The organism is Pseudonocardia sp. McavD-2-B (assembly GCF_024124365.1).
Taxonomy (GTDB): domain Bacteria; phylum Actinomycetota; class Actinomycetes; order Mycobacteriales; family Pseudonocardiaceae; genus Pseudonocardia; species Pseudonocardia alni.
The window spans coordinates 21,046-46,366 of record NZ_JAMXSG010000008.1 but is presented as its reverse complement, the minus strand read 5'-3'; the positions used below and the strand labels follow the sequence as shown (position 1 = coordinate 46,366).

Below are 25,321 nucleotides of genomic sequence, written 5' to 3'. Positions count from 1 at the left end.
GTCACGACCGCGTCGGCTGCGGGCGGTGCTGCTTCAGCATGCGCCCGACCAGAGTCTTGCCGATCAGCCCCACGACGAGCACGGCGAGCGCCACCCACTGCAGGGAGCCGTTCCGCAGGAAGAACGCGGTGACCGGCTCGGGCAGGACGGTGAACAGCCCGGTGTCGTAGGCGAGTCCGACGTAGGCGATGACCACGGTCACGGAGAGGACGGTGACGGCGGTGAGGACCAGGTCCAGCAGCTTCATGGTCGTCAACGGTCCGGCACGCTCCTCGGCGACGGTAGTGACACGGCGTCATGTGCTGCGGTGACCTCACGCCACTGTGCCACCGGTGCGTGCGCGGGTGCGATGGGACACGACCCGATCGACCCGAGGAGACGACATGTTCCGCTCACACCTGCTCCGGCTCGCCGTGGGAGTGGTGTCGCTGACCGCCGTCGCCGCCTGCGGCGCCCCCGCCCCACCCGGAGCAGCCGCCGCGGCCGCGACCACACCGCCACCACAGCTCGCCGCCTTCCACGACCAGCAGATCACCTGGCAACCCTGCGACGGGTTCGCCACCTCGGCGGCCGACCGGGCCCTCTACGCGAACGACCGCTTCGACTGCGCACGTGTCCAGGTCCCGCTGGACTACGCCGACCCCGACGGCCCCCGCGGGCAGGTCGCCCTGCTCCGGGCGAAGGCACGCGGCGAGAAGATCGGTTCGCTGCTGGTCGACCCCGGCGGTCCGGGTGGGTCCGGAGCGAGCTTCGTGGCCTCCCTGGGCCCGGTCTGGGACAACGTCCCGGTCGGGGAACGCTTCGACGTCATCGGGTTCGACCCGCGCGGAGTCGGCGCGTCGACACCTCGGGTGGACTGCTTCACCGACGCCGAGACCGACCGCAACGCACTGCCCTCGACCTACCTGTTCGATGTCGCCGACACCGACCGGGCCCGCGACATCGCCCGCCGCTGCACCGACGCGACCGGCGGAGTCGAGGCGCTGACCAGCGTCGGGAGCGACAACGTCGTGCAGGACATGGACGTCCTGCGCGCCGCCCTGGGCGAGGAGAAGCTCACCTACCTCGGCTACAGCTACGGCAGCGAGCTCGGTGCGATGTACGCCCAGACGTTCCCGCAGAACCTGCGCGCCATGGTCGTCGACGGCGCCGTCGACCCCGACATCTCCGAGGCACAGCTCCGGCTGTCGCAGTTCGAGGCCTGGCAGAAGGCCTTCGACGACCTCGCCGCCACCTGCGCCACCGAGCCGGACTGCCCGCTGGGCACCGACCCGGCCCGCGCGACCGAGGTCTTCCAGGACCTCACCCGCCCCCTGCTCGACCACCCCGCCCCCACCACCGACGGCCGCACACTCACCTACACCGACATGGTCCCGGCCGTCTACAGCTCGCTGTTCTCCCCCGCCCAGCGCCCCCAGCTCCTCCAGGGCCTCCGTGACCTGGCCGCAGGACGCGGCGACACGCTGCTCGCCCTGCGCGACGCGGCCCTCGGACGCGGCCCCGACGGCCACTACGGCGGCTCCACCCACATCGACGCCAACCTCGCCGTCCGCTGCATGGACAACCCTCGCCGCACCCCCGCCGAACAGGCCGAGCTGCGTGACCGAGCCCGGCGAGCCGCCCCGTTCCTCGACCCCGGCCGTCCCGGCGGACCCACCCACTACGAGTGCGAGGGGTGGCCCGAGCCCCCCAGCCGGACCCTCCCCTGGAGCACCGACACGGCCGGGCTGCCACCCACCCTGACCCTCTCGCTGACCGACGACCCGGGAACCCCCTACCAGGGCGGTGTCCACCTCGCCCGAGCTCTGGGCGGCAGCCTGCTGACCGTCGAGGCGGCCCAGCACGGCATCGCCCTCTACGGCGGCAACGCCTGCGTCGACCGGGCCGTCACCGACTACCTCGTCGACCTCGTGACGCCGCCGCCGGGCGCGCGGTGCGGCGGCTGACCGGCCTCGGGAGCCCTGCCCCACGCACGATCAGCGGTGCCGTGCTCCCGGTGGACCAGGACAGCGCCGTGCGGCGGTTCTCGCCGCCGGTCACCCGCCGTGCCCGACAGCCGTACCACCGACTTCCCGGGAGGGACACCATGACCGCGCTCCGCCGGACGACCGACATCCTGCGCTCGGACCCACGGGGGCTGACACTGCTCGTCGCGCTGATCTTCGGCGCGCTCCTGCTCGGTATGGGGGTCGGCGTCCTGTTCCCCGACCTCGAGCTGCCCACCCTGGTCGCGGGCGGTGTGTCCGACGACCTCGTGCGCACGATGATCACGAATCCCTGGCTCTTCGGGACCACGATCCTCCTGATCAACCTGTTCGTGGCCGCCGTCGGCGGCATCGTGGTGCCCTCGCTCGTCGTGCCCTTCCTGGGCATCCCCGTCATCACGCTGTACATGTTCAACGTCGGCGTCTCGATCGCGCCGACCGATCCGACGACCGCGACCGTGCTCGTCCCGCACGCCCTGACCCTGCTGATCGAGCTCACCGGCTACGCCATGGTCATGTTCGGGGTCTACCAGCTCGGTCGCGGTTGGGTCCGCCCGTCCTACCTCGGAGCGCAGACGCGCCGTCGCGCGTACGTCGTCGGCCTGCGGCGCCTCGCGCGACTGGCGGTGCCGACGGTCGTGGTCCTCGTGGTCGGCGCCTACTACGAGGCGTTCTCGGTCGTGTACCTGCTCCCCCGGCTGCTGGTCGGCTGAACGCGAGGTCGACGAGGTCGACGAGGTCGGCGGCATCCGCGGCCGCCGGTCCCGATCACGGCATCGTCACCACGGGATCCCCCTCGCGGTCACCACCGCGTCGGCCGCGACCGGCCAGCCCACCAGTCCCAGCAGACGCTCCACCGGTGGGGCGGGCGAGCCGACGAGCAGCACCGCCGTGCCGCGCTCGTCGGCGAACTGCTCCGCCTCGAGCAGCACGCTCAGCCCCGCCACCCCCAGGAACTCCAGGTCCGACAGGTCGACGGCGACCACCGCCGGACACGCCTCGACCTCCCGGCGCAGGTCGTCGCGCAGCCGCGGCGCGCTGCACGCGTCGACCTCACCACGTGGCCGCAGGACGCGGACGGGGGCCGCCCTCGCGACACCGGCTTCGATCCGCGCGAGGCGTGTCCCTGTCCGGCTGAGCAGCGTCATGGGCCCAGCATCGGGGGCCGGCCCCGCGTCGGTCTTCGGCTCCGCAGCGCGAAGCGGAACGCCGTCACTCGGTCTCCGAGGACACCCGGCCACGACCGGCATGCCGGGCGATGTGGGCCTGCGGGGTCGATGCGGAACCGCTGTGGAGCAGTTAGAACGCCTCCACCGACCGAGTAGCAGGGAGGCCATCGACCGTGCCGTCCACAGACGACTCACCGACGTTCGAGCAGATCGCCACCATCGGCGGTCTGCCGGTGCGCGTGCACGACCACGTCTGCCTCCTGTACCGGGGTGCGGACCAGCGGGACGCGCTGATGGCGGCCTTCCTCGCCGAGGGCCTCCGCGCGGGCCACCGGTGCTACTGCATGATCACGCCCGACCGGCACCGCGGGATCGCGGACGCGGTCGCTGCGCTCTCCGAGCCGGGCACGGGGAGCACGGACGGCGCGGCGCCCGACTCCCCGGGGCACATCGACTTCGTCGGTCCCGGCGGGAGCCACCTGCACGACGGCGGATTCATGTCCGACCGCATGCTGCGCTTCTGGGACGACTGGGGGGACACGACCTTCGACCGCGACGGTGTGCTCCACGCCCGGATCGTCGCGGACATGAGCTGGGCCATCCCGCTCGTCGGCACCCCCGGGTTCGTGATGGACCTGGGGCGCTACGAGACCCGGTTCACCCTCTGGTCGAGCCGTCGCCCGCAGGTCACGGCCTGCATGTACGACCTGGACGGCTTCGACGGCGACGTGATCGTCCCCATCGTCCGCGCGCACCCGACGGTGTGGATGAACGGGGTCATCCTGACCAACCCGTACTACCTGCAGAGCGAGTACTTCTCGGAGGCCGAGGCCGAGGAGCTGAACCACCATGCCGCGGCCACCCGACGACGCCCCCCACGGTGACGGCGGTGGTCGCCGGCCGTTCTGGGCCCGCGCCCGGATCGACGGGACCGCACTCGACGCCGTCACCACGCTCGTCCGCGCGCTGGCCGCGCACTCCACGGCCGGGGGCCTGGCCGACCCGTTCGCCCACTGTGTCGCGGTGGCCGCCGCCGTCCTCCTCGCCGGCGACACGGGCACGTTCGACCTCTGGGAGGAGCCGGGACGGCTGGTGTGCCACGTCGCCCGCGGCGACGCACCGGGGACGACCGCGCCGAGGCCGGACCCTCGGCTGCGGCGGGTCCCCCGGACCGCGACGCCGGACGGTCCCGGGCCCGGCATCGTGGTCGAGCGCGGCCCGGGCCGGGTGACGGTCGTCCTGCTCGTCCCGTTCGGCTGACGCGGTCCGGGCCCGGGGACGTCGTCGCCCGCCGCGGCGGACGGGTCGTGGTCAGTACACCTGCCGGACGAGGTCGGTGGCGCGCTGCCACTGGTCCGTGCCGGGGTTCGGCGCGTCCGGGCCGACGGCCCGGAGGGCCCGCGCGAGGGCGATGCCGAGACCACCGAAGAGCTCCGGCAGCAGCGCCTCGGTCTCCTCGGAGAACGTCACGTCGGCCGGCGGCCTGCGCACGGCCGCGGCGAGCACGGCGCGGACCTCCGTCGCCTCGTCCAGCTCGTCGAACTCGCGCATCCGCTCCTGGAGCCCCTTCGGGATCGGCAGGTCCATCGGGGCGATGACGTCCCGGCCGTTCCACCGGGCCGAGTTCCGGCCCGCGACGGCGACGTCGTCGACCAGCCCGTCGACGAACTCGCGGAACCGCTTCACGTCGCTCCGGTCCACCCGCAGCCCGGCCACCGAACGGAAGAACCTCTCGAACACCGGGACACCCGACGGGCCTGCCATGCCGACACCTCCTGCTACCGCGCGTGTGCCAGGTGCTCGTGCACCAGGCGGACGGCCATCGCTCCCTCGCCGACCGCGGAGGCCACCCGCTTGGTCGACCCGCTGCGCACGTCGCCGGCCGCGAAGACACCCGGGACGCTCGTCTCCAGCAGCCCGGGCGACCGTCGCCCGTCCCCGCCCCCGTCCCCGGCCGACCGGCCGGTGCACACGTAGGCACCGGAGTCGAGCGCGACGGTGCCGCCCAGCCACCCGGTGCACGGGTCCGCGCCGATGAACACCATGAGCTCGCGGGCGGGCAGGGTGGACCGGGTACCGTCCCGCGAGTCCTGCACGACGACGGCCTCCAGCAGGCCGCGCTCACCGACCATGTCGCACACCTCGGTGTGCAGGTGCACCTCGATCCGCGGGTCGCGCTCGATCCGGTCGGCGAGGTAGCGCGACATGTACTCGTCGAGCCCGCGCTCGCGCACCACCAGCCGGACCGTGCGGGCGTGGTCGGCGAGGAAGAGGGCGGCCTGGCCGGCCGAGTTCCCCCCGCCCACCACCACGACCGGGTCGTCCACGCACAGCTGCGCCTCGACCTGGGTGGCGGCGTAGTAGACGCTCGTCTGCTCGAACTCGTCCAGCCGGGGCACGGGCAGGCGCCGGCAGCGGGCCCCGGTCGCGACCAGCAGCGCACGGGTGACGAGGGTGTCGCCGCCACGCAGCCGGACGACGTGGAGCCCGCCCGAGGTGTCCAGCGCGACCGCCTCGGCCGGCGCGTGGGTGGTTGCCCCGAACTTGACGGCCTGGACCTCGGCCCGCTCGGCGAGCTCGGTGCCCGAGATGCCGGCCGGGAAGCCGAGGTAGTTCTCGATCCGCGACGTGGTGGCCGCCTGACCGCCGGTGCCCACGGCGTCCACGACCTGGGTGCTCAGCCCCTCGGACGCTCCGTAGACGGCGGCGGCCAGACCGGCCGGCCCGGCACCGACGACGACCAGGTCGAGGGGCCGGGACCGGCGGTGCCGCACGGGACGCTGCCCGACCAGGGCGGCCAGCTCGGCCGGGTCGGGGTTGCGCAGCACGACGTCGTGCCAGATCACCACCGGTGTCTCGGCGGGCGTGATGCCGAGGGTCCGCAGCAGCGACTCCGAGCCCGCGTCGGACTCCAGGTCGACGAACCGGTGGGGCAGGCGGTTGCGCATCGCGAACTCGCGCAGGGCCCGGGTGTCGGCCGAGAAGCGGGACCCGACGATCCGGAAACCGTGTCCCTCGCCGATCGCCAGGGAACGCCGCAGGAGGGAGGCGCGCAGGATCTCGTCGCAGAACTCGGCGTCCCGCAGCAGGCACTCGCGGAGCCTGTCCCGCGGCACCTCGAGCACCTCACCGGGCTCCAGCGCGACCGCGGTGGAGAACGCGACCTGCCCGGTGAGCAGGCCGAGCTCGCCGAGGAACCGGCCCGGCCCGTGCACCCGCACGATCTGCTGCTCCGGGGTGCCGAACGCCGCGACGACCGCGACCCGGCCCGCGAGGACGACGACGAACCCGTGGTCGGGACGGCCCTCGACGATCAGCAGGTCGCCGCGCGACGTCGGCCGCCGCACTCCGCGGGCGCTCAGCATCCGGACCCGGTCGGTGCCCAGCCGGGGGTGGGCACCCGAGAGGTCGGGGGTCTCCCCCGGCGGGGCCACGGCCAGCAGGTCGTCGACGGCGGGTGCGCCGCCACCGGCCGCGGGGCTCATACGAGCACCTCGTCCACGTAGCACCACCGCCAGTTCTCGCCGGGCTCCAGCGAGGCGACGATCGGGTGGCCGTGCACACCGGCGTGCGCGCGGGCGTGCCGCATCGGGGACGAGTCGCAGCACCCGACGTGCCCGCAGCTCAGGCACAGCCGCAGGTGCAGCCACCGGGTGCCCATGCGCAGGCACTCCTCGCACCCTCGGGTCCGCGGCCCGACGTCTCGGATCCAGCTCACGTGCGGGTCGACCCCCGTCGGGCGCGGGACGGTCACCGCCGGTCCCCCGCCACCAGCGCCGCACCGATGCCGACCAGCCAGGAGTCCTTGGCCAGCGCGACACCGTCCGGGGTGGGGAACGGCGTACCGGGTCGGCGCATCCCGGGGGTCCGCGCGTACAGCCCGAGCAGGCCGGCGCCGAACCCGAGGAGCCCCAGACCGGCCAGACCGGCCGGGACGACCGGGACGAGCAACGCGGCCCCGAGCACCACCTCGGCCGCGGCCAGTGCCCTCGTGAAGGTGACCGGCCGGACCGCACCCAGGAACGGGTAGGTGCCGGTGGCGAGTCCGTGCAGCTGCCCGGCCGTGTCCTCGTCGGGGTCCCACTTCTGCAGGCCGGAGTCCAGGACGTAGGCGCCTGCGGTCAGTCGCAGCGGCAGCTGCCAGGTCGGGTTGCGCCGGCTCATGGCGACTCCTCGGTCTCGTCGGGACCCGGGGCCGAGGGACTCGGTACCGGGGGGTCCAGGCCCGCGAGGGCGTCGTCGAGCCAGCGCCGCAGCGTCGCCACCGGAGCGGCCCCCGGCTGCCGGGCGACGACCTCGCCGTCGCGCAGTACCAGCAGGGTGGGCACCGCCCGGACCTGGAACCGCGTGCCGGTCTCGGGCGCCCGGTCGACGTCGACCTTCACGAGTTTGATCGCGCCGGCCCGCTCGGTGGCCAGCTGCTCCAGCACCGGGCTGACCATCCGGCACGGCCCGCACCAGGTCGCCCACAGGTCCACCAGCACCGGGACCGACGGCTGCTCCGCGACGGCGGCGAAGTCGTCGTCGCCCGCGTCGGTGATCCACGGCAGCGGGTTGCGGCAGTTGCCGCACCGGGGGAACCCCCCGGCCACCGACGGCACCCGGTTGCGCGAGCCGCAGTGCGGGCAGGTGACGACGGTCCGGCGCGCGGCCGCGTCGGAGGTCACGGCGCCGACCCCGCCGGGACGTCGTGGGAGACGACGAGCTCGCCGCCCTCACCGAGGTCCAGGTGGATCGTCGCGCCGTCGGGCACCGCGTCGCGCAGCAACGCCCTCGCGATACCGGTCTCGACCTCGTGGGCGATGTAGCGGCGCAGCGGCCGGGCCCCGTACACGGGGTCGTAGCCCGCACGGGCGATGTGGGCCAGCGCCGCCGGGCTCACCTCCAGCTCCAGGCCGCGGGCGCCGAGCCGGCGTCCCAGGTCGCCGACGAGCAGCTCCGCGATGCGCTCGATCTGCGCCGGGGTGAGCGGGGTGAACAGCACCGTGTCGTCGACCCGGTTGAGGAACTCGGGCCGGAAGTGCGCACGCAGCTCGGCCAGGACCAGGTCCCGCGCGTCGGGCTTGAGCTGCCCGTCGGCGGTGACGCCGTCGAGCAGGTGCTGCGACCCGATGTTCGACGTCATGATGATCACGGTGTTGCGGAGGTCGACCGTCCGGCCCCGGGCGTCGGTGAGCCGGCCGTCGTCGAGTACCTGGAGCAACGTGTTGAACACGTCGGGGTGCGCCTTCTCGATCTCGTCGAACAGCACCACCGCGTACGGACGTCTGCGCACCGCCTCGGTGAGCTGGCCGCCCTCGTCGTGGCCGACGTAGCCGGGCGGGGCCCCGATCAGCCGCGAGACGGTGTGCCGCTCCTGGTACTCGCTCATGTCGAGCCGGACGATGTTGTCCTCGGAGTCGAACAGCGCCCGGGCGAGCGAGCGGGCCAGCTCCGTCTTGCCCACACCGGTCGGGCCGAGGAACAGGAACGAGCCGCTCGGCCGGCGCGGGTCCTTCACCCCCGAGCGGGCCCTGATCAGGGCGTCCGCCACGGCCTGGACCGCCTCGTCCTGGCCGACGACGCGTTCGTGCAGCACCTCGTCCAGGCGCAGCAGCTTCTCCCGCTCGCCCTCGGTGAGCCGGGCGGTCGGGATGCCGGTCCACAGCGAGACGATCTCGGCGATCTCGTCGGTCGTGACCACCTCGCGCAGCAACCGGCGCTCCCCCTGCTTGTCGGTCAGCCGCGCCTCCTCCGACCGCAGGCGCCGCTCTAGGTCGGCGAGCTCGCCGTAGCGCAGCTCGGCGGCCCGGTTCAGGTCGTAGTCGCGCTCGGCCTCCTCGACGTCGCGGCGGACCCGCTCCAGGTCGGCCCGCAGCTCCTGGACCCGCCGGATGGCCTGCCGCTCGGCCTCCCACTGGGCCCGCATCGCGTCGGCCCGGGCCCGCAGGTCGCTCAGCTCGGCTCGGAGCTGGTCGAGCCGGGCCCTGCTCGCCGGGTCGTCCTCCTGGGCCAGCCCCGTCTCCTCGATCTCGAGCCGGAGCACCGCGCGGGTGATCCCGTCCAGCTCGGCGGGCATCGAGTCGATCTCGGTCCGCAGCCGGGCACACGCCTCGTCGACCAGGTCGATGGCCTTGTCGGGCAGGAACCGTTCGGTCAGGTAGCGGTGGGAGAGGGTGGCGGCGGCGATCAGGGCCGCGTCCTGGATGCGGACGCCGTGGAACACCTCGAACCGCTCGCGCAGACCGCGCAGGATCGACACGGCGTCCTCGACGGTCGGCTCGTCGACGTGGACGGGCTGGAAGCGGCGCGCCAGCGCGGCGTCCGCCTCGACGCGCGTGCGGTACTCGTCGAGGGTCGTCGCGCCGATCATGTGCAGCTCGCCCCGGGCGAGCATCGGCTTGAGCATGTTGCCGGCGTCCATGCTGCCCTCGGCGGCACCCGCGCCGATCACCGTGTGCAGCTCGTCGAGGAACAGCAGGACCCGTCCGTCGGCCGCCCGCACCTCGGCCAGCACCGCCTGCAGGCGCTCCTCGAACTCTCCGCGGTACTTGGCGCCGGCCACCAGCAGGCCCATGTCGAGCGCGACGACGATCCGGTCCCGCAGCCCCTCCGGCACGTCGCCGCGGGCGATCCGCTGGGCCAGTCCCTCGACGATCGCGGTCTTCCCGACGCCGGGGTCGCCGATGAGCACCGGGTTGTTCTTGGACTTGCGGGACAGGATCTGCACCACCCGGCGGATCTCGGCGTCGCGGCCGATCACCGGGTCCCGGTCCCCGGAACGGGCGGCCGCGACGAGGTCCTGCCCGTAGGTGGCCAGCGCCTCGTAGGTCCCCTCCGGGGTGGCCGACCGGACGCGCTGGTTGCCGCGCACCTCGGCGAGCCGGCCGAGGAAGGCGTCGCGGGTGATGCCGTGCCGGCCCAGCACCCGTCCGGCCGGGCTGCGGTCGGCCTCGGCGAGCATCGCCACGAGCAGGTGCTCGACGGAGACGTACTCGTCGGCGAGCCGCCGCGCCTCCGCCTCCGCCTCGTCGAGCAGCGTGGCCAGCCGCGCCGAGACCACCACCCGGCCCTGCGGGGCGCCGGCGCGGGTCGAGCGGGGGACGCGCCGCAGCTCGGCCTCGACGTCGGCGGTCAGCCGGTCCACGTCCACCGCCATCGCGGCGACCAGCCGCGGGATGAGACCGTCGGGCTGCTGGAGCAGCGCGAGGAGCAGGTGCAGCGAGTCGGTCTCGGCGTGTCCGGCCCGGGTCGCGGCGTCCTGCGCCGCGGCGAGTGCCTGCTGGGACTTCCGGGTCAGGCGGTCGGCGTCCATCAGGAGATCCACCCTCGGGTCGTGTCGTGCGCGGCGCGCTGCGTCCGCAGCGCCGTCTCGAGACGGCCGATCCGGTCGAGCAGCTCGACGATCAGGCCCAGTGCGGCGTAGTTGACCGGGAGCCCGGAGCGCAGCCGCTCGATGCGGCGGACCGCGGCGAGCTCGCCGGCGGGGACGGACAGCCGGCCGTCGGTGTCGGGAGTCGCCCGCAGCAGGCCGAGGGCGAACAGGCGGTGCAGGTGCTCGGGATGGACGCCGCTGCGCCGGGCGAACTCGGCCTGGCTCAGGGGCCGGCCGGGCCGGACCAGCAGGGGATGGGTCGTCACGATGTCGCCGCCTTCCGCCGTCGGGCGCCGTGGGTTCCCGGGCGGGTGGGTTCCCGTCTCGGGTCGAACGTGGACACCTGTGCGAGCTCGGAGAACAGCTCCCGCTCCCGCTCGGTGAGCCGGGCCGGGACGTGCACGCCGAGCTCGGCGACGAGGTCGCCGCGGACCCCGCGACGACCGGGCATGCCCTCGCCGCGCAGACGCAGCTTCCGCCCGGTGGAGGACCCCGGCGGCACGGTCACGGTGACCTCGCCCCCCGGGGTGGTCACCGGCACCGTCGCGCCCAGCGCCGCCTCCCACGGGCTCACCGGCAGCCCGACGACGATGTCCCGCCCGACCAGCCGGTAGCGCTCGTCCGGGAGGATGCGGACGACCAGGTAGAGGTCACCCGCCGCGCCGCCGCCCAGGCCGCGGCCGCCCTCGCCGGCCAGCCGGATGCGCTGCCCGTCGACGACGCCCGGCGGGATCGTCACGGTGTAGGTGCGCGGACCGGAGGTACCCGACAGCTGCATCTCCCGCCGCCCGCCGTGATAGGCCTCCTCGACGGTCAGCGGGAGCTCGGCCTCCTGGTCGGCGCCGCCCACCGTCGCGCCCCCGCGGCCCCGGCCGAACAACCCGCCCAGCAGGTCCTCGATGTCGACCCCCGCCCCGCCGACGTCGGTGAACCCGGCTCCGGCGACCCCCGCGTCCCCGAAGCCGGAGAACCCGCCGTCCCGGGTGGCTCCGGACCCGCCGCGGCTCCCCGCGCGGGACACCCGCTCCTCCCAGTCCTCCGGCACCCGGCGGTGGTCGTCGCCGAAGCGGTCGTAGCGGCGCCGCGACGACGGGTCCGACAGCACGTGGTAGGCCTCGTTGATCTCCTTGAACCGGTCCTCGGCCGCCGGGTCGCGGTTGACGTCGGGGTGGTTGGCCCTGGCCAGCCGCCGGTAGGCGGCCTGGATCTCCTCCGCGCCGGCGTCACGACCGACGCCCAGGACCTCGTAGTGGTCGCGCGCCACGGCTACCGCCCCGACCCGCCGGTCACGGTGACCGTCGCAGGTCGCAGCTGCCGTTCCGGCTCGCCGTAGCCCGGTCGCTGCACGGCGGCGACGGCGCCGGCGGGCAGCCCGGCCTCCTCCGGGCTGACGACCGCGACCACCTCGTGGCGGAGCGGGTCGAACGGGACGCCGACGTCGTCCTGCCGCGGGTAGCCGAGCTCGGAGAGCACGGTCAGCGCCTGCTCCCGCACCGCCCGGACCCCCGCCACGATGGCGCCCGGGTCGGCGTCGGCGTGCGCGAGCGCCATGTCGATCGTGTCCAGCACGGGCAGGAAGGCACCCGCCACCCGCGCCCGCTCGGTGGCCCGTTCCCGGGCCAGGTCGCGGGCCGCGCGCTTGCGGACGTTGTCGAGGTCGGCGACCGCACGCCGCCACCGGTCCTCGACGTCGGTCCCCGCCGCAGCGGCGGTCCCGGTCCCGGTCCCGGTCTCGGTCTCGGTCCCGTCGCCGCGCTCGGTGTCCTGGTCCTCCGGTGACGGGACGCTCATCGGTGTCCTCTCGGTCGGCTCTCGGCGGTGGTGGCCGGTCGGGGTCGTCATCCGCTCCGGTCGAACTCGGCGTCGATCACGTCGTCGTCCACGGCGTCCCCGTCGGGGCCGGCGCCGCCGGTCTCCCGGGCACCACCGCTCCCGGCGGCCTGCAGCCCGCCGATCACGCTCTGCAGCTCCGTGGACAGCTCGCGGAGCCGCTCGCCCGGGGCCTGCTCCTCGACGGCCCGGCGTGCGTCGGCGATCGCGAGCTCCGCGCGGGACCGCTCGTGGGCGGGGACGGCGTCGCCGCGCTCGTCCAGCAGGCGCTGCGCCCGGTACGCCAGGGAGTCGAGCTCGTTGCGGGCGTCGACCTCCTGGCGCAGCTGCTGGTCGGCCGACCGGTTCTCCTCGGCCTCGGCGACCATCCGCTCGATGTCGGCACCGTCCAGGTTGGAGCTCTCGGAGATCGTGATCCGCTGCTCCTTGCCGGTGTCCTGGTCGCGGGCGGTGACGTCGAGGATGCCGTTGGCGTCGATGTCGAACGTGACCTCGACCTGCGGCTCGCCCCGGGGGGCCGGCCGGATGTCGGCGAGCTGGAACCGCCCGAGCACCCGGTTGTCCGCGGCACGCTCGCGCTCGCCCTGCAACACCACCACGTCCACCGCGGGCTGGTCGTCCGCCGCGGTGGAGAAGGTCTCGCTGCGGCGCACCGGCACCGTCGTGTTGCGGTCCACGATCCGGGTCATCACCCCGCCCTGGGTCTCCACGCCCAGCGACAGCGGGGTCACGTCGAGGAGCAGCACGTCGGAGACGTCGCCCGTGAGCACGCCGGCCTGGATGCCGGCGCCGACGGCCACCACCTCGTCCGGGTTGACCGTCATGTTGGGGTCCCGGCCGCCGGTGAGGCGCCGGACCAGGTTCTGCACGGCCGGGACCCGCGTGGAGCCGCCGACCAGGATGACCTCGTCGATGTCGTCCGGGCTCATCCCGGCGTCGCTCATCGCCTGCCGCAGCGGGCCCATGGTCCGCTCGAGCAGGTCGCCGACGAGCTCCTCGAATGTCGAGCGCATGAGCGAGGTCGTGAGATGTTTGGGCCCGGTCGCGTCCGCGGTCACGAACGGCAGGCTGACCTGGGTCCGGGTGACCGAGCTGAGCTCGACCTTGGCCTTCTCGGCGGCCTCGAACAGCCGCTGCAGGGCCTGCGGGTCCTCCCGCAGGTCGATGCCGTTCTCCTTCCGGAACCCTTCGGCGAGATGGTCCACGATCCGCCGGTCGAAGTCGTCGCCGCCGAGGTGGGTGTCGCCCGCGGTGGCCCGGACCTCGACCACGCCGTCGCCGACGTCGAGCAGGCTGACGTCGAACGTGCCGCCGCCGAGGTCGTAGACGAGCACCGTCTCGTGCTCCTTCTTGTCCATCCCGTACGCCAGCGCCGCGGCCGTCGGCTCGTTGATGATCCGCAGCACCTCGAGGCCGGCGATCCGGCCGGCGTCCCTGGTCGCCGTGCGCTGGGCGTCGTTGAAGTACGCCGGGACGGTGATGACGACCTCGGTCACCTTCTCCCCGAGGTGGCGGCTCGCGTCGTCGACCAGCTTGCGCAGGATCATCGCGCTGAGCTCCTCGGGCGCGTACAGCTTGTCCCGCACCCGGATCCGCGCGTTGCCGTCGTCGTCCGGCACGACGTCGTAGGGGACCTGGCCGGCCTCCTGCTCGACCTCGGCGAACGTCCGCCCGATGAACCGTTTGACCGAGGAGATGGTGCCCATCGGGTTGAGGATGGTCTGGCGGCGGGCGAGCTGGCCGACCAGCCGGTCACCGTTCTCGGCGAACGCCACGACCGACGGGGTGGTGCGGGTCCCCTCGGCGTTGGGGACGACGTCGGCCTGTCCGCCCTCCCAGACGGCGATGACCGAGTTGGTGGTGCCGAGGTCGATGCCGGCGGCCCTGGCCACGGGTCACACCTCCCGGTCGAGCAGCCGGGTCGCCTCGTCGGCGACCTCCTCGTCGACGACGAGGTCGAAGTGCCGGGGCTCCACGACCGTGATCGAGGTGAAGTCGCGCCGGCCGCGCTGGAACGCGTAGACGACCAGGCCCACGACCGCGCCGAGCACGGCGCCGAGGACCAGGCCGTACGCCGCGAGCAGCAGTCCCCCGATCAACGGGTCGATCCAGGCGAACAGGCCGAAGATCCAGCCGATCAGGGCTCCGGGCACCGCGCCGGACAGCGCTCCCCGCCAGACGGCGGTGACGACCGTCAGCCGCCCGACGATCTGCTCGACCGACCGCAGGTCGCGGCCGACGATCGCGGCCCGCTGCACGGGGAACCCGTGGGAGGTGAGCCGCTCGACGGCCCGCTCGGCCGCGGGGTAGTCGTCGAACGTCGCGATCCGCCGTCGGCCGGAGCGCGTCGTCGAGCCACCGTCCGGAGGAGCCGTCGACGTGTGGTCGGTGACGGGGGTGGAGGGTTCGGACATGGGTGTGCTCTCCGATCCGGAGGGGCCGGCCGCGACGATCCGTCCGCCGGCCCGGGCCGCGGCTGGCGGGCTACTGGGAGGACGAGGCGAGTGCGACCCGCCGGGGCTTGCTGGACTCGCTGACCGGGACGAGCAGGGTCAACACCCCGTCGGCGAGGTCGGCGGTGAGGCCGTTCGGGTCGAGGTTGTCGCCGAGGAACAGCTGCCGGCTGAACTCGCCGTAGGTCCGCTCGTCGGCGATCACCTCGTCCCCCTCCGCCCGCTGCGGCATGCGCCGGGCCCGGATGGTGACCACGTTGTTCTCGACGGTGACGTCCACGTCGTCGCGGTGCACCCCGGGCAGGTCGAGGTGCACCGCGAAGTCCTCGCCCCGGCGCAGGGCCTCCATCGGCATCGTGCGGGCAGCCGGCGGGAGGCTTCGCTCGGCGAGCCGGTCGAGCTCGCGGAACGGGTCGAAACGCATCAGCGTCATCGGGGCTCCAGATGGGTCGTGGGGCGCTGCCGGGGCCGGCCAGGCACCGCTCGGCGGTCGCGACGACAGTGGCGGAGGCGCGTCGGTTCCGACTCGCTCCCGGGGACCCAACCTCGGCGCGTGTCCTCGGCCTGCCGGGCCGGCGAGGCCCCGGGCCTCGGGGACCGCACGGTGCCCGTGACCGGCCCGACAGGGCGAACCGGAGCCCGTGGGTTGGCACCGGACGGTCCACGCCGTACGACCACGCCCCTGTCACGGTGGGCCCGGCCCGCTGCCCGCGGGCCGGCAGCGGGAGACGGGAGGCCGGCGGATGACGAGTGGCCGTTGCGGCGGGCGGCCGCGCTGATGCCGCCCGACCGGGCGTCCCTGCGCGCCGTCGGAGGCCGCCTCGGCCGGACGGAGCGGAGTAGGGTCCTGCCGACGGCGGCCGGACGACCGCCACCGCCGGCGCCGCTCGGTCGAGGAGCCGTCATGGACGATCGACAGCAGATGGTCGAGCTCCGCATGCAGATGTCGAACGTCTGCAGCATGTTCGCGCTGGCGATGGTCATGTTCGACCGGGTCGAGGAGCCGGACATCCTCCGGCTGGCGATCAGCTCGGTCTCCGCCCTGGGCCCCTACCGCCCGCTGGGCTCCTACCTGGTCGACGAGACGGGGATGCGCACCGCGGACGGCGACACGGGCCTCGTCGCGCCCCTGCTCGACCTGGACGGGAAGGAGGGCGGTCTCGACGTCCCCGGGGCCGCCTGGGTCTGGGCCTTCCCCATGCGGGCGGTCAGCGGGCACACCGGCTACCTGGTCGTCTCGGCCGGGCGGGAACCCTCGGTCGACCAGCGGTTCCTGCTGACGACGCTCGCCCAGCTGACCGGGGCGGCCCTGGTCAGGGCGGACCTGCACCGCCGGGAGAAGGCCGGCACCACGGAGCTGGGTGAGCTCAGCACACGCCTCGCGTCGACCAACCATCAGCTCCAGGACGCCGTGGCGGACCTCCAGCAGCGTCAGCGGATCCACGAGACCCTGACCCGGGCGGCCGCGCACGGAGGCGGCGCATCCGGGATAGCCGACGCCGTCCACACCCTCACCGGTCTGGTCGTCGCGGTCGAGGACCGCTTCGGCAACCTGCTCGCCTGGTCCGGCCCGGGGCGTCCGCGGACCTATCCGCGGCCCAGGCCCCGGGTCCGCGACGAGATGCTGGCCGAGGTCCGGCGGAACGGGCGGGCCATGCGCCACCGTGAACGGATCGTGGCGGTCGCCCAGCCCTACGACGAGGTGCTCGGTGTGCTCAGCATCGCCGACCCCCGCCAGGAGGCCGGCGAGCGGGACGTGTTCGCGCTGGAGCACGGCGCGGTGGTGCTGGCCGTGGAGCTGTCCCACCAGCGTGCGCTGGCCGAGGCCGACCTGCGGCTGCGCCGCGACCTCGTCGACGACCTGATCAACGGAGCCGACGGCGAGAGCGCATCCGCGCGCGCCGCGGTCATCGGGCACGACCTCCACCGGCCGCACCAGGTGGTGGTCGCCCGGTGGAGCCCGGCGAGCGACGAGGCGCTCGTCGAGGCCCTGCGCCGGGCCGGGTCCCGGGTCCTCGGCGTGACCCCGCTGACCACCCGGCGCAGGGGCACGGCCGTGCTGGTGGTGCCGCAGCCGGACCCGGCCGACGGGCGCCCGCCGCCCTGGGTCGAGCTGCACGACGTCGTGGCCTCGCTGCTGCGGTCGACGAACGGGTCGATCGGCGTGGGGCGGCCGTGCGAGGACCCGTCCGGGCTCCCGCAGTCCTACTCCGAGGCCATGCGTGCGCTCGAGGTCAGGACGGCCGCGGCGGGCGCCGGTGGCGCCACCACCTTCGACGAGCTGGGGATCTACCGGCTGCTCGCCGCCGGCGACGGCGACGGGGAGGTGCGGGGGTTCGTCCGCGAATGGCTCGGCACGCTCATCGACTACGACACCGCGAACCGGTCCGACCTCGTCACGACGCTGTGGCAGTACTACGAGTGCGGCGGCAACTACGACGCCACCGCGCGTGCCCTGACCATCCACCGGAGCACGCTGCGCTACCGGCTGCGGCGCATCCGCGACCTGTCCGGGCACGACCTGGGCGCGGTCGAGAGCAGGCTGAACCTGCACGTGGCGTCGCGCGCCTGGCGGGTCCTCGGCGGCGCGGGTGCGGCCCGGGAGCGCACCCGTCCTCCGGGCGCGGTCCCGGGCCGCTGATCCACCGCACCCGTTCCCGCCCGGGAGCGCCCCGGTCAGGGCAGCTTCGACGCCACGACGTCGAGCCGCACGATGTCGGGTGCCGTCGCGAACAGCTCGTCGGCCCGCTCCCCCAGCGCCTGGCCGACCCGGCCCTGCAGGTGGGCGGTGCGGCCGTCGTCGTCGGGGAAGAAGTCGACGATCGCGTACGTCGTCGGACCGAGCCTGACGGCGAACCAGGCCACGGTGGCCGGCTCCTCACCGACCAGTGAGCGCCCTGCCTGCAGGAACTCCTCGACGTCGCGCTCCTTGCCCGGCCGCGCCTCCAGTGTCACGAACAGTCCCACTCCGACCGACATGTGTTCTCCCCTCGACGGTGGTCCGATCCGGCTGCCCGGGTCCGGCCGAGATCAGGATGGGAGGCGCGGAGGGCCGCGGCCTCGGCCCGCCGGGTCCGACCTCGGCGGTGTGGCTGGACGTGCCGGGCCGGGTCGCGGCACCGCGGCGCGACCTCCCCCGCTGCCGCCGGGTCGTACCGGGCGGTGACCGCGCACCATGTCCGTTCGGGTGTAGTGCAGGTCCCGGCCAGATCCTGCCCGGCCACCGTCATGCGCGAGCTCGAGGCCCGAAACCGGGCCCAGGTGATCTCCCGGGCACGGACACACGGCCTGCTCCGACCACCGGTGCCGGCCTGCCCCGACCGGGGCGGCCACGGCCCGCCGGGCCGGACCTCGACGGTGTCGCTGGGCATGTCGGGCCCGATCGCGGTGCTCCGGGGCTCTCTAGCGTCGTGACCGCGCCACAGGGACCCGCCGGGCCCGGCGCACCAGCTCACCGCAGCCACCGGAAGGGGAGCACACCCCCGATGTCGCCACAGCTCGCCACCGACCACCCGGGACGGGAACGGCCCCGCACGGCCACCGGACCCGACCAGGACCCGACCACCGTGCTCCAGCGGCGGGTGGACAACCTCGCCCGAGCCCTCCACACCCGGGACGCGATCGGTCAGGCCAAGGGCATCCTGGTCGCCCACTACGGCATCGAGGCCGACGAGGCGTTCGCCCTGCTGACCCGCATCTCCCAGCACACCAACACCAAGCTCGCCGACCTCGCCCTCACCCTGGTCACCCGGGTCCGCGAGCGCAGACCGGCACTCCCGCAGCACTGCCGCGTCGTCACCGAGGTCGTCCAGGGTCTGCTCGAGCGGCCCGGGCACTCCGGCGCCGGCCGGCCCGTCCGGGACGGGGTCGACCGGTGACGGCCGGGGACCTGCACGGCCGGACGGTCGCGATCCTGGCCGCCGACGGTGTGGAACGCGTCGAGCTCGACCTCCCCCGGGGCGCGCTCTACGGCGCCGGGGCCCGGGTCGAGGTGCTGTCCATCCACACCGGATCGCTGTGGACCCGGGAGTGGGACAAGGACCCCGCGGGCACCGTCACCGTCGACCGGGACGTCGCCGAGGCCTCGGTCGACGACTACGACGCCCTGCTGCTGCCCGGTGGCACGGTCAACCCCGACCAGCTGCGCACCCACCCGGTCGCGGTCGAGTTCGTTCGGAACTTCGTGGCCACCGGCAGGCCGGTCGCGGCGGTGTGCCACGGCCCGTGGACCCTCGTCGAGGCCGACGTGGTCCGGGGGCGGCGGCTCACCTCGTGGGCGAGCATCCGCACCGACCTGCGCAATGCGGGCGCCGAGGTCGTCGACGAGGAGGTCTGCGTCGACGGCCAGTTCATCACCAGCCGGTCCCCGTTCGACCTGCCCGCGTTCTGCGCCGCGATCGTCACCCGGTTCGCCGCCGTGCCCGCCCGGGCCTGACCGGCGCACCGAGCACGGGGCGGACAGCACACGGACCCGTCTGCGGGAGGAACCGCCACCCGATGCCCTCCGCCATCGCCACCGCCCGCGGGGACGGCCGGACCGAGGTCGTCCGCACCCCCTCCCGAACCGCTGACCGAGCAGACCGACCGGACCGCCGCACCCGGCGGCCGCCCCGAAAGGACACGACGATGCGACAGATCGAGACAGTGACCCTCGAGGACGCCCGCCGGGTGATCGCCGCGGGCGAGCGGAAAGCCCACGAGATCGGCTCTCCGAGCAACGTGGCGGTGGTCGACGCGGGCGGGAACCTGGTGGCCCACATCCGGATGGACGACGCCTGGATGGGCAGCATCGACATCTCGATCAACAAGGCCTTCACCGCGCGGGCCTTCGACATCCCGACCGGCGACCTCGCGACGAGCTCCCAGCCCGGCGCGCAGTTCTTCGGCATCAACGGTTCCAACCACGGCCGAGTGATGATCTTCGCCGGTGGGATGCCGCTGCACGGGAGCGACGGGAACGTCGTCGGCGCGGTCGGGGTCTCGGGAGGCAGCGGGGAGCAGGACCGGGTCGTCGCCGAGGCCGCCGAGGCCGCGTTCCGGTCCGTCCCGGCCCCGGCCTGACCACCGGCCCGGGTGACCGGGACCCTCGTGGCGGCGCTCCTCGGGGCCGGCGCGTCCGTCCCGACCCCGGCGGGTCCGATCGACCCGCGGTGAGGAAGGGCTGCAGGAGGACGTCCGCGACCTCCGTCGCGATCTGATCCAGGGACAGCGGGCCGTCGGGGCGGTACCAGGAGTGCAGGTTGCCCCGGGCCCCCAGCGCCAGCAGCACGGCGATGCTCGCCCGTCGGGGCGGGACGCCGTGCTGCTCGGCGACCTCACGCGCGAGGGACCGGAAGACCTGTCCGTGCTCGCGGCGCAGCTCCGCGAGCCGGGAGGCGATCGCCGGGACCGGCACCGACATCAGGAAGAGCGAGGCGAACGCACGGAAGTCGCGGAACTCGATGATCGCCTGCTCCACGAACAGCAGCCGCAACCGCTCCCCCGCGGGCAGGTCGCGCGCCCCGATCCCCCGGAGCCGGTCGAGCACCTCGGCGTGCCCGTTCTCCACGGTGCGGAGGAACAGCTCCTCCTGGGAGGAGTAGTAGTGGTGGAGGCTGGGGCCCCGCAGGTCCAGCCGGGCGCCGATCTCGTCGAATCCCGCACCCTCGTAGCCGCGCTCCGCGACGACGTCGGCGGCTGTGTGCTCGACGAGCCGGCGACGGGCGGCCCGCTTGCGGGCCACCCGGTTCTCCCCGGCGTCGTGAACCCGTGACCGCGCCCCTGCAGTGTCCCCAGCAGGCGATCGAGGACAGCGCGGTCACGAGCTCGTGCAGGTCACCGGGGTCGAGGGGCGCGCACCCGGGGTCGACGCCACGACCGCTGCGGGACCGCCCGGCCAGGTCCACCGCGCGGTCGATGAGTCCTCGACGTGGTCCCGAACGAACACGGGACGGCGCAGGGCGATGCACCGACCTCCCATCTCTAGAACTGCCAGCGGCTCGGACGCATCCCGTCCAGGACGGGACGCCCCGCACTCAGCCCCGGTCGGCGGGCGGACGGCCTCCCAGCTCGTGGGTCGCGTCGCGGGCGGCCGTGACGACCGGGCCGACGAGCCGTTCGACGTCGGCCGGACCGATACGGGAGGTCGGGAACCCCACGCCGAGGACCACGGCGAGATCCCCGGTGTGGTCGCGGACCGGGGCGGCGACCGAGCCGACGTCGGGATGCCGCTCCCCGAACGCCACCGCGACACCGGCGGCGCGCACCTCGTCGAGCTGCCGGTCCAGCTCCACGGTCGAGGCCGGGGTGCGGTCGGTGAACCGCTCGAGCGTGGCCTCCCCCAGCTCGCTCCGGGCGCCCGGATCGAAGGCGAGGAACACCTTGCCGGGCGCGCCGGCGTGGATCGGCATGACCATGCCGACCCGGAACGGCCGCATCACGACGTGCCGGGTCTCGGCGGCGGCGACGATCGTCCGGAAGGTGCCGTCACGGACGTAGAGGCAGGCGCTCTCGCCGGTCTGGTCGCGCAGGTCCGCCAGGAGCGGCCGGAGCAGCCGGACCGCATCGAGCCCGAGTGCCCCCGGCGCGGCCCAGCGCACCAACGCGATCCCGATCCGGTAGCGGTCGCCGTCGCGGTCGAGATAGCCCTCGGCCACCAGGTCCTGCACGAGGCGCTGACACGTGCTCGACGGCAGCCCGGTCGCTTTCGCCAGGTCCCGCAGCGTGGGCTCGGGGGACTCCAGGGTGAAGCTGTCGAGGATCGAGCTGATCTTGCGCAACACCAGCGTGCCACCGCGCCCGTCCCCCTTGCTCCCCGTCACGAGATCACCCTCCGGCCGTCGGTCGCCTGTTGACATCGCAGCCTACAGCCCGGATTCTGGGTTCGCCACCCACTATGTGGGTTCAGATCACGGCACAACGGAGTGAGGTCCCCGCACATGACCGGTTTCACGCAGCCCGGAGCCCCCGGAGCGTCGCCCCCTCGACCGACTCGCGTCGGCCTGATCGTCCCGAGCTCGAACACGACGATGGAGACCGAGCTCCCCGAGCTGTTCGCCCGTCAGACCGCGGCCACCGGGCACCGGTACACGTTCCACTCCGCACGCGCGGCACTGAAGAACGTGACGCGCGAGGAGCTGCTCGCGATGGTCGGGAAGGCCGCCGAGTGCGCGGTGGCCGTGTCCGACGCCGACGTCGACGTCATCGCCTACGCCTGCCTCGTGGCCGTCATGGCCCAGGGCCCGGGCGCGCACGCGGAGTCCGAGCGGCTGATCGCCGGGGCGGCCGCCGGCAACGGCCACCCCGCCGAGGTCGTCAGCAGCGCCGGAGCCCTGGTCCGCACGCTGACCGGGATGGGCGTCGGCCGCGTCGCGATGATCACGCCCTACATGCGGCCGCTCACCCGGATGGTCTCCGACTACGTCGAGGGCTCGGGGATCGAGGTGCTGGACGCGACGAGCCTGGAGGTCGACGACAACCTCGCCGTCGGCTGCCTCGACCCCGGTGCCCTGCCCGGGATCGCCCGCAGGCTCCGGCTCGAGGGGGCAGAGGCCGTCGTCCTGTCCGCGTGCGTGCAGATGCCGTCGCTGCCCGCCGTCCAGGCCGTGGAGGACGAGCTCGGGCTGCCGGTGGTGACCGCAGCCACCGCGACCACCCACGAGGTGCTCCGGGCGCTCGGACACACCCCCGCGATCAGCGGCGCCGGCCGCCTGCTGGCGGGATGAGGGCGTCATGACACTCTCCGTCCTCGCCTTCCTCGTGCTCGTCGCCGCGTTCACCATCGGTTCGCTGACCAGCATCAGCGCAGGCCTGCTCGCGCTCGTCGCGGCGTTCGGGGTCGGCTCCCTGGCCGCCGGCCTGCCGCTTTCCGACGTCATCGGCGAGTTCCCCGCCGGGCTGTTCCTCATCCTGGTCGGGGCGACGCTGCTGTTCGGCATCGTCCGGGAGACCGGGACCATCGACCTGATGGCCTACTGGGCCGAGCGGCTCGCGGGCGGCCGCCGGCTGCTGGTCCCCGTCCTCATGTTCGCCCTGGCCGCGCTGCTGGCCGCCGCCGGCGCGTTCACCCCGGCGGCGATCGCCATCGTCGCGCCCGTCGCCCTGGCCCTGGGCTCCCGGTTCGGGATCAGCTCGCTCGCGATGGGGCTGGTCGTCATCCAGGGCGCGAACGCGGGCGCGTTCTCCCCGGTCAACCCGTTCGGCGTCATCGCCAACGACATGCTCGACCAGGCCGGGGCCGGTGGCGACGCGACCCTGCGGCTGTTCCTGTCGGTGTTCGCGTTCAACGCGGTGCTGGCCGTCGTCGCCTACGCGGTCGTGCAGTCCGCCGTCGGATGGCTCGACCGGCGGTCGTCCGCCGCGACCCCGGCGGGCGACACCGACAGCCCGACGGCCGGGCGGGAGCCCGGTCCGGGCGGCGGCGCGGCCACCGCGGTGGCCGAACGCACGGCCGTCTCCGGGATCACCCGGGTCCGGGCCACCCCGATGCGGATCCTGGCCCTCGTCGGGATGGGCTCGCTGCTCGTCCTCACCACCGTGCTCGGGATCGACGTCGGGGTGGCGACGCTGGTCATCGCCCTGGTCCTCATCATCGTGCGCCCCTCGGTGCAGAAGCCCGTCATCGACGCCATGCCCTGGTCGGCCATCCTGCTGGTGACCGGCATCGTCACCTACGTCGGCATGCTGGAGACCATCGGCGCCCTCGACGACCTCCAGGAGGGCATCGCCGGGCTCGGCAACGCGTCGCTCGCCGCGCTGGCGGTCAGCTACGTCGTGGGGCTGGCCTCGGCGTTCGCCTCGACGACCGGCACCCTGACGGTGATCGGCCCCGTCGTCGCCCCCATCGCGGCGGACCCGACCCTGTCGGTGGTCGGCGTCGTCACGGCGGTCGGTATCAGCTCGTCGGTGGTGGACACCAGTCCCATGTCGACCAGCGGCGCGCTGCTGATGGCGAGCGCGCCGCCCCGGCTGGAGCGGATGTTCTTCCGCGCCCTGCTCCTCTGGGCGATCGCCATGATCGCGATCGTGCCGGTGGTCGCCTGGCTGCTGTTCGTGCAGCTCGGCATCGGCTGAGGTCGCCGACGCCGACCGGGCGCCCAGGGCCGGGCCGTGGCGCCCGGTGGGGCCCCGGCATCCCCGGGGCCACGCGGGATCAGTCCGCTCCGGCGCGGATCGCGGAACGGCGTCGCTCCTCGTCCGCGGTCACCTCCTGGGCGCGGACCGCGGTCGCGGCGGCGCGGGCCGCGGGGACCACGATGACGCCGTCGTCGTCGGCGGCGACGACATCGCCGGGCTGCACCACCACCCCGCCGACGGCGACCGGCTCGTCGATCCGGCCGGGGCCGTGCTTGAACGGCCCGGCCGGCGTGGTCGCCCGCGCCCACACCGGGAAGCCGATCCTCTCCAGCTCGACGACGTCGCGAGCCGCCCCGTCGATCACCATGCCGGTCACGCCGCGGACCAGTGCCCGCTCCGCGATGAGCTCCCCGATCAGGGCCCGCGTGGTGTCGCCGTGCCCGTTGACCACGATCAGGTCACCGCGCCGGACGTTCTGCAGCGCCCGGTGGATCGCCGCGTTGTCCCCGCTGCGGACCCACACGGTGCGGGCCCGGCCGACCGCGCGGGCACCCTTGTAGAGGGCGTGGATGCCGCCGTCCATCATGCCCATGCGGTCCTGGGCGTCGCCGATCGTCGCCACCGCGAGCCCGCGGTAGGTGTCCAGGAGGGCCTCCTGGTCGACGAGCTGTTCGTCGGCGAGGGTGTGGTGCAGCTGCGCCGTCGCGCGGGTCATGCCCGGTGCCACCCCCAGCTGGTCGAGCAGGTGGACGGCCGCATCGGACTCGCCGGCGCGGCGCGCCGCGTGCTTGGCCGTGCCGATGTGGAGGCGCTCCCGGGTCGCCGTGCCGTCGGCCAGCTCCCCGTCGATCTGCCGGGCGACCCACTCCTCGGCACCCGCGGCCCGCCCGGCCCGCAGCGCCTCGGTGATGAGCGCTCCGAGCCCCTTCATCCACGTCGTGCGCAGCAGCTTGCGCGCCGATGCGTCGCCGGGGGCTCCCCCGATGTCGTCGACCTCGGCACCGAAGGAGCGGAACCGTCCGGCCGCGGCCGTGGCCCCGGCCCCGCTGATCACCACGCTCGTCGCGATGCCGTGGCGCGGCACCGGCCCGATCACCGAGACGTCGGCGAAGCGGCCCGCCCCGACGGCGTCGGCGATCAGGATCTTGGCCGCCGGGTCCCCGGCGTTCATGTCGGCGTAGACGGCCGACTCGTCGAGGTGTGGTGCGACGGCCTCGGCCGCCGACTGCGCGTGGCGCCCACCGACGAGGCTGAGCACCAGGTCGGCGCCGCGGACGGCGTCGGCGGGACCGGCCTCCCGCCGCACCCCCACGGGCGTGGGGACCGACGCCGGGTCGTAGCCGGTGACGGTCCATCCGTGAGCCGCGAGACCGGAGGCGTAGACGGCGCCGGCCTCGCCGAGTCCCAGAACGGTGGCGTGCATGAGAGAGCCTTTCTCGAGATGGAGCGGGTGTTCGGGCGGCGGGATCGCCCGGT

Annotated in this window: 27 protein-coding genes and 1 pseudogene; 10 read left to right on the top strand and 18 right to left on the bottom strand. The window is 74.3% G+C overall.

All coding sequences use genetic code 11. The features are described from left to right. Position 1: 1 nt before the first annotated feature. Positions 2 to 247 carry a hypothetical protein gene (locus NH602_RS02730; RefSeq protein WP_179761118.1) on the bottom strand — a complete coding sequence of 82 codons (246 nt, stop codon included), beginning with the start codon at positions 245 to 247 and terminating at the stop codon, positions 2 to 4. A gap of 136 nt (positions 248 to 383) precedes the next feature. Here NH602_RS02730 and NH602_RS02725 point away from each other — a divergent pair, with 136 nt between their 5' ends. Both NH602_RS02725 and NH602_RS02720 read left to right on the top strand, forming a co-directional pair. Continuing rightward, entirely contained in the window at positions 384 to 1,946 is a 1,563-nt protein-coding gene (locus NH602_RS02725) for an alpha/beta hydrolase (RefSeq protein ID WP_253066897.1), read from the top strand. Positions 1,947 to 2,086: 140 nt separating this feature from the next. After that, positions 2,087 to 2,698, top strand: a complete 612-nt coding sequence (locus tag NH602_RS02720; RefSeq protein WP_253066896.1) for a stage II sporulation protein M — start codon at positions 2,087 to 2,089, stop codon at positions 2,696 to 2,698. A 66-nt stretch (positions 2,699 to 2,764) separates the two neighbouring features. Here the strand turns inward: NH602_RS02720 and NH602_RS02715 are convergent, their stop codons facing one another. After that, positions 2,765 to 3,133, bottom strand: coding sequence for an STAS domain-containing protein (locus NH602_RS02715; protein ID WP_100879559.1), 369 nt, complete (start codon positions 3,131 to 3,133; stop codon positions 2,765 to 2,767). A gap of 194 nt (positions 3,134 to 3,327) precedes the next feature. On the opposite strand from NH602_RS02715, the gene NH602_RS02710 reads away from it, so the two are divergent. Continuing rightward, a complete protein-coding gene (locus tag NH602_RS02710; RefSeq protein WP_253066895.1) occupies positions 3,328 to 4,038 on the top strand; it encodes an MEDS domain-containing protein in 711 nt (236 codons plus the stop codon). Further along, a complete protein-coding gene (locus tag NH602_RS02705) occupies positions 4,004 to 4,414 on the top strand; it encodes a hypothetical protein (protein ID WP_253066894.1) in 411 nt (136 codons plus the stop codon). Before NH602_RS02710 ends, NH602_RS02705 begins: the two co-directional genes overlap by 35 nt. 51 nt (positions 4,415 to 4,465) lie before the next feature. On the opposite strand, the gene NH602_RS02700 is transcribed toward NH602_RS02705, so the two are convergent. The 12 genes from NH602_RS02700 to NH602_RS02645 form a co-directional block, all read right to left on the bottom strand. Continuing rightward, the gene (locus tag NH602_RS02700; protein ID WP_253066893.1) at positions 4,466 to 4,918 is read right to left on the bottom strand and encodes a DUF1931 family protein; all 453 of its coding nucleotides are present in this window, start codon (positions 4,916 to 4,918) and stop codon (positions 4,466 to 4,468) included. A 14-nt stretch (positions 4,919 to 4,932) separates the two neighbouring features. Continuing rightward, positions 4,933 to 6,639, bottom strand: coding sequence for an FAD-dependent oxidoreductase (locus NH602_RS02695; protein ID WP_253066892.1), 1,707 nt, complete (start codon positions 6,637 to 6,639; stop codon positions 4,933 to 4,935). Further along, positions 6,636 to 6,908, bottom strand: coding sequence for a UBP-type zinc finger domain-containing protein (locus NH602_RS02690; RefSeq protein ID WP_374210118.1), 273 nt, complete (start codon positions 6,906 to 6,908; stop codon positions 6,636 to 6,638). Before NH602_RS02690 ends, NH602_RS02695 begins: the two co-directional genes overlap by 4 nt. Next, positions 6,905 to 7,318: a hypothetical protein gene (locus NH602_RS02685; protein ID WP_100879553.1), complete on the bottom strand. Its 414-nt coding sequence runs from the start codon at positions 7,316 to 7,318 to the stop codon at positions 6,905 to 6,907. The genes NH602_RS02690 and NH602_RS02685 overlap by 4 nt, the downstream gene beginning before the upstream one ends. Beyond that, entirely contained in the window at positions 7,315 to 7,821 is a 507-nt protein-coding gene (gene trxA / locus NH602_RS02680) for a thioredoxin (RefSeq protein WP_253066890.1), read from the bottom strand. Before trxA ends, NH602_RS02685 begins: the two co-directional genes overlap by 4 nt. Then, on the bottom strand, positions 7,818 to 10,448 hold the full coding sequence (clpB, locus tag NH602_RS02675) for an ATP-dependent chaperone ClpB (RefSeq protein WP_253066889.1): 2,631 nt from the start codon (positions 10,446 to 10,448) through the stop codon (positions 7,818 to 7,820). The genes trxA and clpB overlap by 4 nt, the downstream gene beginning before the upstream one ends. Next, entirely contained in the window at positions 10,448 to 10,774 is a 327-nt protein-coding gene (locus tag NH602_RS02670) for a chaperone modulator CbpM (RefSeq protein WP_253066888.1), read from the bottom strand. Before NH602_RS02670 ends, clpB begins: the two co-directional genes overlap by 1 nt. Continuing rightward, positions 10,771 to 11,772, bottom strand: a complete 1,002-nt coding sequence (locus NH602_RS02665; protein ID WP_179761128.1) for a DnaJ C-terminal domain-containing protein — start codon at positions 11,770 to 11,772, stop codon at positions 10,771 to 10,773. The genes NH602_RS02670 and NH602_RS02665 overlap by 4 nt, the downstream gene beginning before the upstream one ends. A gap of 2 nt (positions 11,773 to 11,774) precedes the next feature. Continuing rightward, a complete protein-coding gene (locus NH602_RS02660; protein WP_218899272.1) occupies positions 11,775 to 12,299 on the bottom strand; it encodes a nucleotide exchange factor GrpE in 525 nt (174 codons plus the stop codon). 47 nt (positions 12,300 to 12,346) lie between these two features. Next, positions 12,347 to 14,230 carry a molecular chaperone DnaK gene (dnaK, locus tag NH602_RS02655; protein ID WP_100879548.1) on the bottom strand — a complete coding sequence of 628 codons (1,884 nt, stop codon included), beginning with the start codon at positions 14,228 to 14,230 and terminating at the stop codon, positions 12,347 to 12,349. A 3-nt stretch (positions 14,231 to 14,233) separates the two neighbouring features. Beyond that, positions 14,234 to 14,752: a general stress protein gene (locus NH602_RS02650; RefSeq protein ID WP_218899273.1), complete on the bottom strand. Its 519-nt coding sequence runs from the start codon at positions 14,750 to 14,752 to the stop codon at positions 14,234 to 14,236. A gap of 70 nt (positions 14,753 to 14,822) precedes the next feature. After that, positions 14,823 to 15,224 carry an Hsp20/alpha crystallin family protein gene (locus tag NH602_RS02645; protein ID WP_100879547.1) on the bottom strand — a complete coding sequence of 134 codons (402 nt, stop codon included), beginning with the start codon at positions 15,222 to 15,224 and terminating at the stop codon, positions 14,823 to 14,825. Between the two features lie 471 nt (positions 15,225 to 15,695). On the opposite strand from NH602_RS02645, the gene NH602_RS02640 reads away from it, so the two are divergent. After that, entirely contained in the window at positions 15,696 to 17,432 is a 1,737-nt protein-coding gene (locus tag NH602_RS02640) for a CdaR family transcriptional regulator (protein WP_253066887.1), read from the top strand. Positions 17,433 to 17,467: 35 nt separating this feature from the next. On the opposite strand, the gene NH602_RS02635 is transcribed toward NH602_RS02640, so the two are convergent. Continuing rightward, positions 17,468 to 17,770: a putative quinol monooxygenase gene (locus tag NH602_RS02635; protein WP_179761131.1), complete on the bottom strand. Its 303-nt coding sequence runs from the start codon at positions 17,768 to 17,770 to the stop codon at positions 17,468 to 17,470. 506 nt (positions 17,771 to 18,276) lie between these two features. Here NH602_RS02635 and NH602_RS02630 point away from each other — a divergent pair. From NH602_RS02630 to NH602_RS02620, 3 genes are all read left to right on the top strand, one after another. Further along, positions 18,277 to 18,669 carry an ANTAR domain-containing protein gene (locus NH602_RS02630; protein WP_253066886.1) on the top strand — a complete coding sequence of 131 codons (393 nt, stop codon included), beginning with the start codon at positions 18,277 to 18,279 and terminating at the stop codon, positions 18,667 to 18,669. Next, positions 18,666 to 19,226 carry a type 1 glutamine amidotransferase domain-containing protein gene (locus NH602_RS02625; protein ID WP_179761132.1) on the top strand — a complete coding sequence of 187 codons (561 nt, stop codon included), beginning with the start codon at positions 18,666 to 18,668 and terminating at the stop codon, positions 19,224 to 19,226. The genes NH602_RS02630 and NH602_RS02625 overlap by 4 nt, the downstream gene beginning before the upstream one ends. A gap of 191 nt (positions 19,227 to 19,417) precedes the next feature. Further along, the gene (locus NH602_RS02620; protein ID WP_253066885.1) at positions 19,418 to 19,852 is read left to right on the top strand and encodes a heme-binding protein; all 435 of its coding nucleotides are present in this window, start codon (positions 19,418 to 19,420) and stop codon (positions 19,850 to 19,852) included. A 160-nt stretch (positions 19,853 to 20,012) separates the two neighbouring features. Here the strand turns inward: NH602_RS02620 and NH602_RS32130 are convergent. Beyond that, a pseudogene (locus NH602_RS32130) lies at positions 20,013 to 20,513 on the bottom strand (TetR/AcrR family transcriptional regulator); the annotation flags it as partial. Between the two features lie 292 nt (positions 20,514 to 20,805). After that, the gene (locus NH602_RS02610) at positions 20,806 to 21,591 is read right to left on the bottom strand and encodes an IclR family transcriptional regulator (RefSeq protein WP_253066884.1); all 786 of its coding nucleotides are present in this window, start codon (positions 21,589 to 21,591) and stop codon (positions 20,806 to 20,808) included. 117 nt (positions 21,592 to 21,708) lie between these two features. Between NH602_RS02610 and NH602_RS02605 the strand changes: the two genes are divergently transcribed. Both NH602_RS02605 and NH602_RS02600 read left to right on the top strand, forming a co-directional pair. Further along, positions 21,709 to 22,494, top strand: a complete 786-nt coding sequence (locus tag NH602_RS02605) for an Asp/Glu racemase (protein WP_374210117.1) — start codon at positions 21,709 to 21,711, stop codon at positions 22,492 to 22,494. Between the two features lie 7 nt (positions 22,495 to 22,501). Next, positions 22,502 to 23,842: an SLC13 family permease gene (locus NH602_RS02600; protein ID WP_253066883.1), complete on the top strand. Its 1,341-nt coding sequence runs from the start codon at positions 22,502 to 22,504 to the stop codon at positions 23,840 to 23,842. 79 nt (positions 23,843 to 23,921) lie between these two features. Here the strand turns inward: NH602_RS02600 and NH602_RS02595 are convergent, their stop codons facing one another. Beyond that, on the bottom strand, positions 23,922 to 25,268 hold the full coding sequence (locus NH602_RS02595) for a DUF1932 domain-containing protein (protein WP_253066882.1): 1,347 nt from the start codon (positions 25,266 to 25,268) through the stop codon (positions 23,922 to 23,924). Between the last annotated feature and the right edge of the window lie 53 nt (positions 25,269 to 25,321).

Coding starts and splice junctions, on each gene's coding strand:
- NH602_RS02730 (WP_179761118.1), bottom strand. CDS start 247: ATGAAGCTGCTGGACCTGGTCCTCACCGCCGTCACCGTCCTCTCCGTG.
- NH602_RS02725 (WP_253066897.1), top strand. CDS start 384: ATGTTCCGCTCACACCTGCTCCGGCTCGCCGTGGGAGTGGTGTCGCTG.
- NH602_RS02720 (WP_253066896.1), top strand. CDS start 2,087: ATGACCGCGCTCCGCCGGACGACCGACATCCTGCGCTCGGACCCACGG.
- NH602_RS02715 (WP_100879559.1), bottom strand. CDS start 3,133: ATGACGCTGCTCAGCCGGACAGGGACACGCCTCGCGCGGATCGAAGCC.
- NH602_RS02705 (WP_253066894.1), top strand. CDS start 4,004: ATGCCGCGGCCACCCGACGACGCCCCCCACGGTGACGGCGGTGGTCGC.
- NH602_RS02700 (WP_253066893.1), bottom strand. CDS start 4,918: ATGGCAGGCCCGTCGGGTGTCCCGGTGTTCGAGAGGTTCTTCCGTTCG.
- NH602_RS02695 (WP_253066892.1), bottom strand. CDS start 6,639: ATGAGCCCCGCGGCCGGTGGCGGCGCACCCGCCGTCGACGACCTGCTG.
- NH602_RS02685 (WP_100879553.1), bottom strand. CDS start 7,318: ATGAGCCGGCGCAACCCGACCTGGCAGCTGCCGCTGCGACTGACCGCA.
- clpB (WP_253066889.1), bottom strand. CDS start 10,448: ATGGACGCCGACCGCCTGACCCGGAAGTCCCAGCAGGCACTCGCCGCG.
- NH602_RS02660 (WP_218899272.1), bottom strand. CDS start 12,299: ATGAGCGTCCCGTCACCGGAGGACCAGGACACCGAGCGCGGCGACGGG.
- NH602_RS02650 (WP_218899273.1), bottom strand. CDS start 14,752: ATGTCCGAACCCTCCACCCCCGTCACCGACCACACGTCGACGGCTCCT.
- NH602_RS02645 (WP_100879547.1), bottom strand. CDS start 15,224: ATGACGCTGATGCGTTTCGACCCGTTCCGCGAGCTCGACCGGCTCGCC.
- NH602_RS02640 (WP_253066887.1), top strand. CDS start 15,696: ATGGACGATCGACAGCAGATGGTCGAGCTCCGCATGCAGATGTCGAAC.
- NH602_RS02635 (WP_179761131.1), bottom strand. CDS start 17,770: ATGTCGGTCGGAGTGGGACTGTTCGTGACACTGGAGGCGCGGCCGGGC.
- NH602_RS02630 (WP_253066886.1), top strand. CDS start 18,277: ATGTCGCCACAGCTCGCCACCGACCACCCGGGACGGGAACGGCCCCGC.
- NH602_RS02620 (WP_253066885.1), top strand. CDS start 19,418: ATGCGACAGATCGAGACAGTGACCCTCGAGGACGCCCGCCGGGTGATC.
- NH602_RS02605 (WP_374210117.1), top strand. CDS start 21,709: ATGACCGGTTTCACGCAGCCCGGAGCCCCCGGAGCGTCGCCCCCTCGA.
- NH602_RS02600 (WP_253066883.1), top strand. CDS start 22,502: ATGACACTCTCCGTCCTCGCCTTCCTCGTGCTCGTCGCCGCGTTCACC.
- NH602_RS02595 (WP_253066882.1), bottom strand. CDS start 25,268: ATGCACGCCACCGTTCTGGGACTCGGCGAGGCCGGCGCCGTCTACGCC.